General features: G+C 37.4%; 14 protein-coding genes, 1 rRNA gene and 1 other RNA gene. 8 read left to right on the plus strand and 8 right to left on the minus strand.

What is annotated here, in order from left to right; all coding sequences use genetic code 11:
* The first annotated feature begins 182 nt into the window (after positions 1-182).
* Positions 183-290: ribosomal RNA gene (gene rrf / locus BMW39_RS00005) — 5S ribosomal RNA — on the plus strand.
* A 308-nt stretch (positions 291-598) separates the two neighbouring features.
* Here rrf and rnpB read toward each other — a convergent pair.
* An RNA gene (gene rnpB / locus BMW39_RS00015) (RNase P RNA component class A) lies at positions 599-894 on the minus strand.
* A gap of 234 nt (positions 895-1,128) precedes the next feature.
* Between rnpB and BMW39_RS00020 the strand changes: the two genes are divergently transcribed.
* The 5 genes from BMW39_RS00020 (at position 1,129) to yajC (ending at position 4,150) form a co-directional block, all read left to right on the plus strand.
* Positions 1,129-1,623, plus strand: coding sequence for an RNA polymerase sigma factor (locus tag BMW39_RS00020; RefSeq protein ID WP_034979829.1), 495 nt, complete (start codon positions 1,129-1,131; stop codon positions 1,621-1,623).
* Positions 1,616-2,299 carry a hypothetical protein gene (locus BMW39_RS00025; protein WP_034979831.1) on the plus strand — a complete coding sequence of 228 codons (684 nt, stop codon included), beginning with the start codon at positions 1,616-1,618 and terminating at the stop codon, positions 2,297-2,299. The genes BMW39_RS00020 and BMW39_RS00025 overlap by 8 nt, the downstream gene beginning before the upstream one ends.
* Before the next feature lie 81 nt (positions 2,300-2,380).
* On the plus strand, positions 2,381-3,286 hold the full coding sequence (locus BMW39_RS00030; RefSeq protein ID WP_034979833.1) for a transcription antitermination protein NusB: 906 nt from the start codon (positions 2,381-2,383) through the stop codon (positions 3,284-3,286).
* Between the two features lie 22 nt (positions 3,287-3,308).
* Positions 3,309-3,812 carry a DUF1573 domain-containing protein gene (locus tag BMW39_RS00035; RefSeq protein WP_034979836.1) on the plus strand — a complete coding sequence of 168 codons (504 nt, stop codon included), beginning with the start codon at positions 3,309-3,311 and terminating at the stop codon, positions 3,810-3,812.
* Between the two features lie 8 nt (positions 3,813-3,820).
* Positions 3,821-4,150 carry a preprotein translocase subunit YajC gene (gene yajC / locus BMW39_RS00040; protein WP_034979838.1) on the plus strand — a complete coding sequence of 110 codons (330 nt, stop codon included), beginning with the start codon at positions 3,821-3,823 and terminating at the stop codon, positions 4,148-4,150.
* Between the two features lie 94 nt (positions 4,151-4,244).
* On the opposite strand, the gene BMW39_RS00045 is transcribed toward yajC, so the two are convergent.
* From BMW39_RS00045 to aroC, 4 genes are all read right to left on the minus strand, one after another.
* A complete protein-coding gene (locus tag BMW39_RS00045) occupies positions 4,245-4,802 on the minus strand; it encodes a TlpA family protein disulfide reductase (RefSeq protein ID WP_034979840.1) in 558 nt (185 codons plus the stop codon).
* A 155-nt stretch (positions 4,803-4,957) separates the two neighbouring features.
* Positions 4,958-5,524 (minus strand): thioredoxin family protein, encoded by a 567-nt coding sequence (locus BMW39_RS00050; RefSeq protein ID WP_034979842.1) that lies wholly within the window; start codon positions 5,522-5,524, stop codon positions 4,958-4,960.
* A 3-nt stretch (positions 5,525-5,527) separates the two neighbouring features.
* A complete protein-coding gene (locus BMW39_RS00055) occupies positions 5,528-5,803 on the minus strand; it encodes a hypothetical protein (protein WP_034979843.1) in 276 nt (91 codons plus the stop codon).
* A 6-nt stretch (positions 5,804-5,809) separates the two neighbouring features.
* Positions 5,810-6,871, minus strand: coding sequence for a chorismate synthase (aroC, locus tag BMW39_RS00060; protein WP_034979845.1), 1,062 nt, complete (start codon positions 6,869-6,871; stop codon positions 5,810-5,812).
* A 149-nt stretch (positions 6,872-7,020) separates the two neighbouring features.
* On the opposite strand from aroC, the gene BMW39_RS00065 reads away from it, so the two are divergent.
* A complete protein-coding gene (locus BMW39_RS00065) occupies positions 7,021-7,749 on the plus strand; it encodes an SDR family NAD(P)-dependent oxidoreductase (RefSeq protein WP_034979893.1) in 729 nt (242 codons plus the stop codon).
* Between the two features lie 74 nt (positions 7,750-7,823).
* Positions 7,824-8,735, plus strand: coding sequence for a cupin-like domain-containing protein (locus BMW39_RS00070; RefSeq protein ID WP_051880101.1), 912 nt, complete (start codon positions 7,824-7,826; stop codon positions 8,733-8,735).
* Here BMW39_RS00070 and BMW39_RS00075 read toward each other — a convergent pair.
* From BMW39_RS00075 to recQ, 3 genes are all read right to left on the minus strand, one after another.
* Positions 8,732-9,790: an acyltransferase family protein gene (locus BMW39_RS00075; RefSeq protein WP_083391855.1), complete on the minus strand. Its 1,059-nt coding sequence runs from the start codon at positions 9,788-9,790 to the stop codon at positions 8,732-8,734. The genes BMW39_RS00070 and BMW39_RS00075 overlap by 4 nt on opposite strands.
* A gap of 117 nt (positions 9,791-9,907) precedes the next feature.
* Positions 9,908-10,390 carry a hypothetical protein gene (locus BMW39_RS00080; RefSeq protein ID WP_034979847.1) on the minus strand — a complete coding sequence of 161 codons (483 nt, stop codon included), beginning with the start codon at positions 10,388-10,390 and terminating at the stop codon, positions 9,908-9,910.
* 75 nt (positions 10,391-10,465) lie between these two features.
* Positions 10,466-12,640, minus strand: a complete 2,175-nt coding sequence (recQ, locus tag BMW39_RS00085) for a DNA helicase RecQ (protein ID WP_034979849.1) — start codon at positions 12,638-12,640, stop codon at positions 10,466-10,468.
* Positions 12,641-12,748 lie beyond the last annotated feature (108 nt).

The following is a 12,748-nucleotide window of genomic DNA, read 5'->3' on the forward strand; positions in this document are numbered from 1 at the left end:
ATTGGCATAGTGCACGATCGCACGACAAGGTTCTCTCTTTGTGAACGTTTTTATCGATAATTATTAGACCATAGGATAATGGACTGATAGATGATAGACCTTAATGGTCCTGAATCTAAATGTCTATTAATCAAAATCTGATAATATAAACATAGCGTACATCCTTTTGTACGAACAGCCTTTAGGGTGGTTCTAGCAGAGGGGCTCACCTGTTCCCATTCCGAACACAGAAGTTAAGCCCTCTAGCGCCGATGGTACTGCGAAAGCGGGAGAGTAGGTCGCCGCCAGTTTTTTTCAAAACGCTCATCATTCACTTGATGGGCGTTTTTTTTGATATATACCCAAAGGAATACCAACTGAAAGTGGCAAGGCAGACGACATACTTGCGAGGTTCATTCAAACAACTAGAGGACCTCCTGACATCAACCCCAAATTTAAATGCCATTAGCTTAATCAGAAAGGTGAGAAATCCTTATTCAATACTCATGGATATTCTATTCTCAAAAATTGAATAGGATATGAATTATAATTATGAGTTTAATTGTAAAAATTTAGATGAATTAGATTAAATGAAATGTTTAGTTTAAGTAATTTAGAAAAAAAGAGAAGCGCTGTAAGCCGGATTCTGTCGAGACTTGTTATTTATCTGCGCTTTGCATTGCTGCAAAACTTTAGCTGCTTACCCCTCATCAATGCCCGAGCCGAACTTAACTGATGATATACTTAGCATTGCACCGCATAGAGTTTACCTGGTTTCACTACAGCCGAACTGTACTTGCTTTCTGTTGCACTTGTCCTACTCTCGCAAGTGACGGACGTTATCCGCTATGCTGCCCTATGGTGTCCGGACTTTCCTACCCAGAATAAATCTGGATCAACAAGTCACGCTTCTCTGAGGTGCAAAAATACAAAATATTGTTGTAGTTTTCTACAAGGTAAAAATGTTCTTGTTGGCGAAGCGCATCCCGGATGGAACGGCCTGTCTGAGCTCATCCTGAAAATAGCTTTGGAATTAGCTTTGGCTTTTCAGGATAGCGAGTAGTGAGAGCCGGATAAGATGCCCAAATCTTTATCATATCGATATTATCTTCTATTATTTTTCGTAAAATCCTTATCTTCGTTCGCGGAATGGAGAATAAACAGAAAGCTTTTTCTAAATTAATAAAGGACAACCAAGGACTTATCATCAAAGTCTCGCGCCTTTATACCCATTCTTTGGAAGATCAGGAAGATCTTTTTCAGGAGATTGTGTTACAACTTTGGAAATCGTACGACTCATTCCAAGGTAATTCTAAAATTTCGACGTGGATGTACCGTGTAGCTTTGAATACGGCTATCACACTCTTCCGAAAAAAAACCAGACAACCACAGACGGACGAACTTCAGGATTTCCACAGTAAAGATTTCCTTGAAGATAATGACGAAAAGCAGCAGCAGATCTCATTGTTGTACAAAGTGATCAAACTTCTGCCTGATGTGGAAAGAGCAATCGTGATGATGTATCTGGATGATGAGCCTTATAAAGAAATTGCTGAAACATTGGGTATCACAGAAGTGAACGCCCGAGTGAAAATGAATAGACTAAAGAAAGTATTAAAAGAATTAATGATAAAGCATGCCTAACGAAGAAGATTTTGATATCGATTCTCTTAAGAGAACCTGGCAAGATCAGGAGATCGCTGATGGATATGATCAGAATGAGATCGAATCTATGCTTAATAAAAAATCCAGGAACTACGTCAAGTACATTCTTTGGATCAGTATTGCAGAATTTGTGATCTTTGGATTGATCAATTTCTTAGCTTTATTTTCCAGCAATTTCCATACGGATTTTACAAGTATTCTGGATAAACTTCAAATCAGAAATCAGGACGAGGTCGAGTTTTCTTTGGATAGGATCTATTATTGGATGAAGATCTTCAGTTTGCTGATAACAGGTGTTTTCGTGGTCATTTTCTATATTAATTATAAAAAGATCAATGTAGAATCGAACCTCAAAAAGTTCATCACGCATATCATTCATTTCAAAAGAACGGTCAATCTTTTTATCTTTAGTAATATATTTTTATTGATCCTCTTCATTGGTAGTTTTACGAGTTTTATAGTGTTTACCATCAATAAGCAAAAGATCCATGTTGATAATCCGACTTTTTGGGGATTGATCACAGGTGTCGTTTTCAGTTTGTTGATCTGTATCATTCTAATATTGCTCTACTACAAATTGGCGTACGGAATCTTATTGAAAAGACTTTCAAAAAATCTGACGCAGCTCGAACAGATCGATTCTGAGAAAGCTTGATGGATGTCATATATCATTGATTCTCATTAGTTATTATTTGTAACATTTTCCTTATCTTTGCACCCATAAAAGATCTTTGAAATGCTGGGAAGAAGACAAATCCGTGAAAAAGTTGTAGAATCGCTCTATGCTTACTATCAAAACCCGATCAGGTTTGAAGTTGTTGAGAAAAATATGTTCTCAGAAATCAACAAAATCTACAATCTGTACATCTATACGCTCAACTTTATGGTTGGTCTCAAGAGTTTGACAGAGGATCAGATAGAAATTGGGAAAAACAAGTACATCAAGACCACGGAGAACGAAAATCCAAATCAAAAATTAGTTAGAAACCAGATCCTCATTCAGTTAGAAGATAACGAAGAGAGAAGAAGTTTCTCTAGCAAACACAAAGACCTTCTTTGGGATTCCAATGATCCTATTTTGGTAAAGACATTCCAACGCATCAAAGCGGGAAAACGTTATCAGGATTATATGGAAGATAGCGAGATCTCTTTCGAAGATGATCAAAAATTCATCGGCAAACTTTTCTTGAGATATGTTGCAGAGAATAGTGATCTGCACGATAGATTCGAAGAGAAAGAAATGTCTTGGGCAGATGATCTGCACATTTCAAACTCCATGATCCAAAAGACCATTGGTTTTATGAAGCAGGACGAACCGTCGCACACGCTGATCAAAATGCTGAAGGATGATGAGGACGAAGAATTTGCAAGAAAACTCCTAAGATCTTCGCTCAACAACTGGGAAGATTCTGAAAAGAAATTGCAAGAACGTTTGGTGAACTGGGAATTAGACAGGATTTCTCTATTGGACAGAATCGTCCTCATCGCAGCCATCACAGAGCTAGACAACTTCCCGTTGACAGCTTCCAGAATTATCATTAATGAATATATTGATATTTCTAAAGTCTATGGAACCGAGAAATCCAACGTTTTCATCAACGGTGTTCTGGACAAATACACAAAAGATACAAACCGAGTATAATTTCAAATAAATATTATTAAAAATGAAATCAATCAAAATATTAGCTATCGCAGCACTTTGCACGCTAACTTTTTCTTGCAAAAAAGAAGAGAAGACCTTAGACCATATTCCAGGAGTAGATTCTGCTCAGGCGAGTACTGTGGTAGAAGCACTTTCCCAAGATTCTGCGAATCCAGATGACGCAGCATTGGTAAAAGAGGCACAAAGCAAACCATTGACAACGATTGCCTTCAGCGAAACTGACCACAGCTTCGGTGATATCAAAAAAGGAGAAAAAGTAGAGCACATCTACGAAGTGACCAACACAGGAACGAACCCTTTGATCATCTCAAACGTGAAACCAGGTTGTGGATGTACAGTTCCAGATTTTACGAAAGAGCCGATCTTGCCAGGTAAAAAAGGAAAGATCACTTTACATTTCGATTCTACAAACTTCGATGGTGCAGTCAGCAAAGCCGCAGACGTTTTTGTAAACGTGGAAAAAGCGCCGGTAAGATTGACTTTCACAGCTAACATTACTCAATAATACAAATTATGCTAACAGTATTTTTACAAGCAGCTGCACCACAACAATCATTCACGCCTACACTGATTATGATTGGTTTGATGGTGGTTGGATTTTATTTCCTGATGATTCGTCCTCAGATGAAAAAACAAAAGCAGGAAAAGAACTTCCAAGAAGCTTTGAAACCAGGTGCTAGAGTAGTGACGACTTCTGGAATGCACGGTAAGATTTTCAGTATTGCTGATGACGGTGTCGTGATCGAAACGCTCAGTGGAAAACTGAAGTTCGAAAAAGCAGCCATCTCAAAAGATTTCACTGCTGCAAGATTCCCGGAAACTTTCGGAGAAGTTAAAAAATAGATATTTTTCTAAGTATAAAAAGGGCACGAAATTTAATTATTTCATGCCCTTTTTTTGACTTATATTTTAAAAGCTAACAGCCAAAAGCCAATTGCTATTTCGTCACGTTATCAATGAACTCCAAGATAGAATCTTTGCTCCAATCCATCGAGCTATCTTCCTTTTTCAGAATCCTACCATCTTTTCCGATCAAGTAGGTCGTAGGAAAAGCAACCGGTAAAACTTTCGGGTCCAAAGGACTTTCAGCAATGTAAACAGGCGCTGTATAATTATTTTCCTTCAAAAATTTTTTCACATCTTCCTCTTGGTCCTGCATCGCGATCAGGGCAAATTCCAGTTTATCTTTTTTCAGGTCGTACAGTTTCTGTATCGTCGGCCATTCCGTTCTGCACGGCGGACACCAGGTTCCCCAAAAATTAAGGAACAAAACCTTTCCACGCAGATTTTTCAGATTGGTACTACTCGTGTTGATGCCTTTCAGATCGATGTCCAAAACCTCGTCTGCAAGCAAAGTTTCATTATCGATCTTCGAAACCGTCGGACTCATTGCGATTTGTTCCGACACAAAATCCCGAAGTGGCTTGATGGTCATAAAAGCCAGCAAGACAATCAGTAAAATGAAGTAAACAATATTTTTTCTTAGAAAATTCATAACAATAATATTAAAAATTGGGGCGTATCCCTCGCCAACACTTGGGCCAGCCGCTCGGGTCGGGCTATCCACTACTATCTTCTACTTGCCTGGCAAGGCAAGCAGAAGGATATCCGTTACTATCCCTTACGCAGGATTCGTCTTCCGATTGAAATTTACAACAATTCCAGAAGTTCCTCTATCGTATCGAAACCTCTGTTTTTCGCATAATACGTTTGCAATTCCACATAGAATTGGTCTCTCGTGAATTCTTCCGGATTCGCTTTATGTTTATTTAGAAGTTCGGTGCCGTGTTTTGGTCTCGGTCCCCAATGTGCAATTTCATTAAAATCTTCATCAAGAAAGATCACGATCGGAATCGACTTTCCGCCGTTTACTAAATAGTCATCGATCAAACTTGGTTCCTGGTCACGGTAAGAGATCCTGATCTCAAACTGCTCAAAAAACTTGACCACAACTGGAATTACCTGACTCGCATCGCCACACCAAGCCTCAGAAATGATCAATATTTTCCCATTGAAATTCTTATTGGCCAAAGTCGCCACCTGCTCAGAATTTGGAAGATACTTTTCCCACATTCTGTTCATCCTTTGGATTCCCAATCTATAATATTCAGCGTAATCAGATTCCTGTGTATTCTTTGGATTTCCCAGTCTTTCTCCAGCTTCACGAAGATATTCGGTGTAAGAAACAGCATTGTCCCAAAATTGTTTTATATCCATTTTTTATTTTTTAATAGAATGATGATGATACATTTCCCATAATTCCTTTTCGTTTCTATAGTACTCGCTCAATTTGTTATTGATAAGATTGGACATGAATTCATTGTAATCTTTTTGCTCATTTTCCCATTCATCAAAGTGCTTTTCATAATGCCAGAACAACGCTTTAGGATTTGAGAAATCGAGTGGATTTTCACCTCGACCACAATAAGGATTTTCCAATTCGCCATTGTAATATTTGTAGTCCGGAAAATCATCAGAAACAATAAAATCGCCCACTAAAAATTAGAGTTTTCTGGTTTTATTGATCAAATACATATCTGCCAAAACAAAAGCAGCAAGACTTTCCACAATCGGGACAGCTCTTGGGACAACGCACGGGTCGTGTCTTCCTTTGCCTTCCACCGTCACAGATTCGCCATCTTTGTTGATGCTTTCCTGCGGACGAAGAATCGTTGCCACAGGTTTGAAAGCTGCTCGGAAATAGATGTCCATTCCATTCGAAATCCCACCCTGAATTCCGCCGGAAAGATTGGATTGTGTTGTTCCATCTTGGTTGAAAAGGTCGTTGTGTTCCTTTCCTGTCATTTTCGCACCACAAAATCCACTTCCATATTCAAAACCTTTGCAGGCATTGATATTCAGCATTGCTTTGCCTAATTCAGCGTGAAGTTTATTGAAAATTGGCTCGCCCAATCCAACCGGAACATTTTTGATGATACAAGTTACCGTTCCGCCAATCGTATTGCCTTCTTTCTTGATTTCCTTGATTCTCTCAATCATTCTCTCCGCTGTTTTCTCATCGGGACAACGGACGATGTTGTTTTCGGTCTTAGAAAAATCCAAATCCTGATAAGGTTTCTCGCAAAAGATTTCGCCAACAGAAGAAACGTAAGCATTGATTTCAATCTCGGGAAGAAGTTGTTTGGCTAATGCGCCTGCAACCACCCAATTTAAAGTTTCACGAGCAGAAGATTTTCCGCCACCACGATAATCTCGGATGCCGTATTTTTGGTCATAAGTATAATCGGCGTGACTCGGGCGATAAGCTTGAGCAATATGGTCGTAATCTTTTGAACGTTGGTTTTCATTTTCAACAATGAAACCGATGGGCGTTCCCGTTGATTTTCCATCAAAAATCCCGGATAAAAATCGAACTTTATCGCCTTCTTTTCTTTGTGTTACAATTGCGGATTGTCCTGGTTTTCTGCGGTCAAGCTCAAGTTGAACTTTCTCGATATCGATTTCCAGTCCAGCCGGAAAATTGGTGATAATTCCGCCGTAAGCTTCTCCGTGACTTTCGCCGAACGAAGAAAGCGTCAAAAAGTTTCCTAAAACATTAAACATAAATAGAAGTTAGATGTGAGAAATTAGAGGTTAGATTTTTAAACTAAATATATTTTCTAATTGCTCTGATTTCTTTAATAACTACAAATTTACGGATTTTAAAATGTACTGATATCTAAAATATGACTTCTAATCTCTATTTTTACAATATGAATTCTAATAAAACTGTTCTGATTCTCGGTGCCAATTCTGATGTGGCGAAACAATGTATTTTGCAATATTTGGTGAAAGGCTTTTCGATTATTGCATCTTCCAGAAATCTAGGTTCCTTGGAAAATTTCATCAGTGAAAATCAATTAGACAAATCAAAAATTGAAATCAAGTATTTTGATGCGACAGATTTTTCTTCTCACCAAAAATTTTATGATGAATTATCCATCAAACCAAATATCGTGGTTTATTCAGCAGGTTTTTTAGTGGAGAATCAAAAAGCTTTAAGGAATTTTTCTGGAACTTTTGAAATGATGAAAACGAATTATATCGGCGCAGTTTCTATTCTGAATATTATTGCAACGGACATTAATAATAAAAATCTGGAAAGAATCATCGGACTTTCTTCACTTTCTGGTGTTCGTGGACGGAAAAGTAATTTCGTTTACGGAAGTACAAAAGCTGCCTTCACACAATATTTAGCTGGCCTTCGACAGGAATTGAATTCAAGGAAAATTACGGTGAATGTTCTGGTGAGCGGTTACATCAATACCAAAATCAATGCTGGTTTGGATTTGAATCAATCGTTATTGATGGAACCTGACTATGTAGCGAAACATATCGTGAATGCTGGCAATTCTTTCACCATCGTTCCCAATTGGAAATGGAAAATCATCTATTGGATTTTGAAGTTATCTCCCGAGTTTCTCGTAGCAAAGTTGCCTTAGAAATCAAACTTTAACTCATACTTTTTTGGTATGAATTGAATTTATTTCTACTTTTGTCCCTTTAATCATCGATTATGAAGTTAAAAGAGATAGGCAGAATTCGAAATTATAATTCCGAAGAATTTACTTCGAAGTTTATGAAACCCAATATTCCGGTCATTATAGAAGACTTTATCGACGCAGAAAGTCCGGCTCTCAAAAACTGGAATTATGATTATTTCAAAGAAATTGCAGGGAATAATGAAGTGGATGTCTATGGTGAGGAGATCCATTCTCTTGACAGAGCGGCGAGTAAACCTTTGGCAAGAATGAAATTTTCTGAATATCTGGATTTGATAAGCCGAGAAAAAACGAAGTACAGATTGTTCCTGTTCAATCTTTTGACGATAAAACCGGAACTCAAGAAAGACGTGATTTATAAAGACATTACGAAAGGCAAAGTCTTGTCTTGGCTGCCTTTTATGTTCTTCGGTGGACAAGGTTCCAATACGCGAAACCACGTCGATATCGATATGTCACACGTTTTTTTGACTCAATATCAAGGCATTAAAAAAGTTTGGCTGTTCCCACTCAGTCAATCAGATTTGATTTATAAATTACCGTATAATTTTCACAGCATCGCTAATTTGAAAACGTCTTCTCAAGAAGAATTTCCTGGACTGAAATATCTTGACGGTTACGAAGCGGTTCTAAAACCTGGGCAAACACTTTATATGCCGTCTGGCTGGTGGCATTTCATTCAATATGAAACGGAAGGCTACTCCATCTCGGTGAGAGCTTTGCCTTTTCAATTGATAGAAAAATGGAGGGGCTTCAAAAATCTGGTCATTACTCAACATTTCGATAATCTAATGCGAAAAATTTTCAAAGAAAAATGGTTCAACTACAAAGTTTACATCGCCAAAAAACGCGCGCAAACTGCCATTGACAGGATAGAAGGCAAACATATTCTGGAAGATATTCCTGATATTCCGATTCATTTTTAATAGGAAAACCTTTCTTTTAGTTTGAGGAATTTTCTTTCCAATAGATTAAAACTCAAAATCGAGACAATATAAGCTAAGCCGAAAGTTAGTAGAAAACTTAGTGTCAGATTGGTGATTATAAGTTCATTGATGATCAAATGAAAACAGATTGGATGATAAACGTAAAGTCCAAAACTGACTTTGCCAATGGATTTCAGAATGTTATTGGTCAGCATTTTCTTTATCCAGTTTTCCGGCTCAATGATGATAGCGATTGCCACAAAGCTGCCGTAAACCATTGCTAAAATCAAATATCTTGCACAGCTTTCCAACAAGGAATAATTACCATTGTTCAGTGAAATATAAATCAATGGAATTAAGAAGATGATAAAAACAGCGACAAATTTTTTCAAATTTTCCTTCATCAACTTCTTTTCTAATTCCAAAATGGCTAAAAATGAGCCAATTGCCAACTCATCGAATCTTGCGAATGTGAACAGTGATTCTTCAATGTGATTTTCAATCAAGATAAGTCTGACAAAAAAAGAAATAACACACAAAGATAGAATCGCCCATTTTATGTTTTTTACGGAACAATAATAGATGACCAACGGCCAAAACAGGTAGAAATGTTCCTCGACGGACAATGACCAGTAGTGAATTGGCCCCACACTATTCCAGTCAAAGGTCAAAGCAAAATTCTGCATAAAGGTCCAGTACCAGACTTGTTGCGAAAAACCAGCAACTGGTTGATGCAGAAAAAGCGGAACGACAAAATAATAGATCAGCAAAAAGAAATAATACAAAGGAAAGATCCTCAGAAATCTTTTGATGTAGAAAGATTTGAAATAAGAGTCGTCTTGCTTTGTGTTCAGTAATATTCTGGTGATGAGAAATCCAGATAGAACGAAAAACAGCGACACTCCTGTTTTCCCGAACAGGGACAATTTTTGTACTATTAATAAAATGTCGTTCTGAACGGTGACATCCTTGAAAAAGTGATAAAACATGACCATGATGACAGCAATGGCTCTGATACCGTCCAATTCATTGTAATGCTTTAACTTCATACTCATTTAAAGGTGCGTCTTGTCGAAATTATAATATAAAAAAGCGAGAAAATTTTCTCGCTTCTAATTTATGATTTTAAATCTGAAATTTCCCTTGTAGAAGGAGAAACAGTTACGATACGATCATTTGATCCCTACTTCATCAAGATAAATTTTTTGGATGGCAAGAATACTGTCCGGCTTCGACCTTAATTTTTTGAAATTCTCTTTTACAAGTTCATAATAACCTTCTCTCATTCGAGGGTCAGATTCGGTGAAAAAGTCTTTGGCAGCCTGACCTTGAGCATTGACAGCATCGATATATTCTAAAGCTCCCTTATAAAAAGGCATTGCCTCTGGACTTACCGAAGTGCCTGCTATATTCTTCAAACCGGCACTTGCGTCTTCCGATAGCTTGATCGCATCTTTGACCTCGACGGCAGTTTCTGCAGAAGGAGCCTTGGCTAATGCACTGGAATCTGAAAAATATTTCGCTTCGAATTCGTCCAGCGCATTCATTTCCTCTAGAAATTCATTTGCTACTTTTTCATTGAGCGCAAATTCGTCGCCCTTTTTACAACCTACCAAAAGAAGAATTGGTATCAAAAAAATCATTGCTTTTTTCATAGTTTGTCTTTTTTATAAAATTAGCAAAATTTTATATTCAAAGTATAAAAGGAGATAAAAATATTTCGCTCTTCTTTATTGCTGAGATTGGTGATAAGCCATCGCAATATGAATTTCAAAATAAGAAAATCCTTCGCCTAATTCATCTTTGATTGCTTTTAAGGATGGGATGCTTTGGGCTTTTGCGATTTCGATAATCGGTTCTATTTTGCTCATATCCATCAATTCGTCGGCTTCTATTTTTCCAATCGCAACAAAATTTGCTAGATGATTTTGAATGGTGTTGATAGACAGATTTCTGATTTTAGCGATTTCTTCAACATTGTTTCCATCTTTGTACATCTCAAACGTTGTCGCAAAAGTTCCAGATGTCTTGGGATTGGTCTTTTTGGGTTCTCTTTTCTTCTTCGGTTTTTTTTCGATGACTTTACTAGCCAAACTATGAATGTTGCAATAATCTGTAATCGGAGTCAAAAATATTTCTCCATATTTTTCAATTTTAAAAGCGCCGAAACCACTTATCTGACTCAGTTCTTCTTTGTTATTCGGAAGATAAGTTGATAATTCCATCAAAGTTGCATCAGAGAAAATAACGTAAGGCGGAACATTTTCTCTTTCGGCAATTTCTCGTCTTAAAGTTCTTAGCTCCGCAAATAAATCTTCATTTGCATCAAAGTCCGGCGTTGAATAATCGTTCTCAACTTCTGCAACAATCACGGCTTTGGCTTGTTCTTTTACTTTTCGGAAGGTGACTTTCTTATCTTTAAATAAAACCAATTTGCTCTCCTCATTCAGTTTTAAAACCGAAAATTCTTCATTCGATTCACTCAAAAAACCATTAAGCAATAATTGTCTTATCAAGTTTTGCCAATAATTTTTATCCTGATTATTTCCAATGCCGTAAGTCGGCAAACTGCGCATAAAATCTGTAATTTTCACACTTTTTGAACCTCGCAGAAAATCGATGATTAAGTTTTTTCCGTACCGTTCTTTCAACCTAAAAATCGCACTCAATAATTTTTGAGAATCGGTTGTTGCGTCCCAAGTTTCAAATTCACTCAAGCAAAAATCGCAGGAATTGCAGTTTCCATCGTGTTTTTCACCGAAATATTCCATCAAATATTGTCGCCGGCATTTTTGCATTTCGGCAAAGTCGGACATTTGTTTCAGCTTTTTCAACATCAGTTCAGATTGCTCTTCGTTGCCTTCTATCATTGCAAATCTCCTCAATTTTATTACATCAGCAAATGAATAAAATAAAATCGCTTCACTCTGCAAACCGTCTCGTCCAGCTCTCCCAGTTTCTTGGTAGTAACTTTCGATATTTTTGGGCAAATCTGCGTGCATTACAAAACGGACATTGCTCTTGTCGATTCCCATTCCAAAGGCAATCGTCGCAACCATTACCCGAGTTTTATCCTTTAAAAAATCTTCCTGAACTTTCGCTCTTTCCAAGGAAGAAATTCCAGCGTGGTAAAAAGCGGAATTGATACCATTTTCTCTGAGATTATTGGACATTTCTTCCGTTCCTTTTCTCGATAAACAATAGATAATTCCCGAATCGTTCGGATGTTCATTGAGGTATTGAATGATGTTTTGGAAGACCGATTGTTTCGGTTGAACAAAATATTTGATATTCGCTCTGTCGAAAGAAGAAATCAAAACCAGCGGATTTTGAAGGTTCAATTGTTTGATAATATCTTTCCTCGTAATTTCGTCTGCACTTGCCGTCAATGCGATGATTGGGACTTCTGGAAATTGCTTTTTCAATCCATTTAAAAACAAATAATCCGGACGAAAATCGTGACCCCAATGCGAAACGCAATGCGCCTCATCTACCGCAAACAGGGAAATATTGACCTCATTCAGCAATTTTAAAAACGCACCATTATCCGAACTCAATTTTTCGGGCGCAACATATAAAAGTTTGAGCTGACCGTTTTTTAATTGATTTAAAGTTTCATTTTGCTCATAAACACTCATTGAAGAATTGATGTACGAAGCCGAAATTCCGTTCACGCGCAACGCATCAACTTGGTCTTTCATCAAAGCAATCAACGGCGAAATCACAATCGCAGTTCCGTCCAAAATCAACGCGGGAACTTGGTAACAAAGCGATTTTCCACCGCCAGTTGGCATCAAAACAAAAGTGTCTTTCTTTGCAATTACATTTTCAACGGCGTTGGCTTGTTCGAGACGGAAATTATCGTAGCCGAAATATTGTTGGAGTATTTCTAGTGGAGATTTCATAGAATTTGTGTTTTAGTAAAAATAATAAATTTGGCTTGGAATCAAAAATGATAATTTCTGTAATATTTTCGTCGGCAAAAGAAGTGTTTCTATCGGTAAAGTTTTCAA

Origin of the sequence: Epilithonimonas lactis (assembly GCF_900110605.1) — a bacterium.
Lineage (GTDB): Bacteria > Bacteroidota > Bacteroidia > Flavobacteriales > Weeksellaceae > Epilithonimonas > Epilithonimonas lactis.

Bases quoted from the DNA above. Each gene is read 5' to 3' on its own strand.
- BMW39_RS00020 (WP_034979829.1), top strand. From the start codon at position 1,129: ATGGAGAATAAACAGAAAGCTTTTTCTAAATTAATAAAGGACAACCAA.
- BMW39_RS00025 (WP_034979831.1), top strand. From the start codon at position 1,616: ATGCCTAACGAAGAAGATTTTGATATCGATTCTCTTAAGAGAACCTGG.
- BMW39_RS00030 (WP_034979833.1), top strand. From the start codon at position 2,381: ATGCTGGGAAGAAGACAAATCCGTGAAAAAGTTGTAGAATCGCTCTAT.
- BMW39_RS00035 (WP_034979836.1), top strand. From the start codon at position 3,309: ATGAAATCAATCAAAATATTAGCTATCGCAGCACTTTGCACGCTAACT.
- yajC (WP_034979838.1), top strand. From the start codon at position 3,821: ATGCTAACAGTATTTTTACAAGCAGCTGCACCACAACAATCATTCACG.
- BMW39_RS00045 (WP_034979840.1), bottom strand. From the start codon at position 4,802: ATGAATTTTCTAAGAAAAAATATTGTTTACTTCATTTTACTGATTGTC.
- BMW39_RS00050 (WP_034979842.1), bottom strand. From the start codon at position 5,524: ATGGATATAAAACAATTTTGGGACAATGCTGTTTCTTACACCGAATAT.
- aroC (WP_034979845.1), bottom strand. From the start codon at position 6,871: ATGTTTAATGTTTTAGGAAACTTTTTGACGCTTTCTTCGTTCGGCGAA.
- BMW39_RS00065 (WP_034979893.1), top strand. From the start codon at position 7,021: ATGAATTCTAATAAAACTGTTCTGATTCTCGGTGCCAATTCTGATGTG.
- BMW39_RS00070 (WP_051880101.1), top strand. From the start codon at position 7,824: ATGAAGTTAAAAGAGATAGGCAGAATTCGAAATTATAATTCCGAAGAA.
- BMW39_RS00075 (WP_083391855.1), bottom strand. From the start codon at position 9,790: ATGAGTATGAAGTTAAAGCATTACAATGAATTGGACGGTATCAGAGCC.
- BMW39_RS00080 (WP_034979847.1), bottom strand. From the start codon at position 10,390: ATGAAAAAAGCAATGATTTTTTTGATACCAATTCTTCTTTTGGTAGGT.
- recQ (WP_034979849.1), bottom strand. From the start codon at position 12,640: ATGAAATCTCCACTAGAAATACTCCAACAATATTTCGGCTACGATAAT.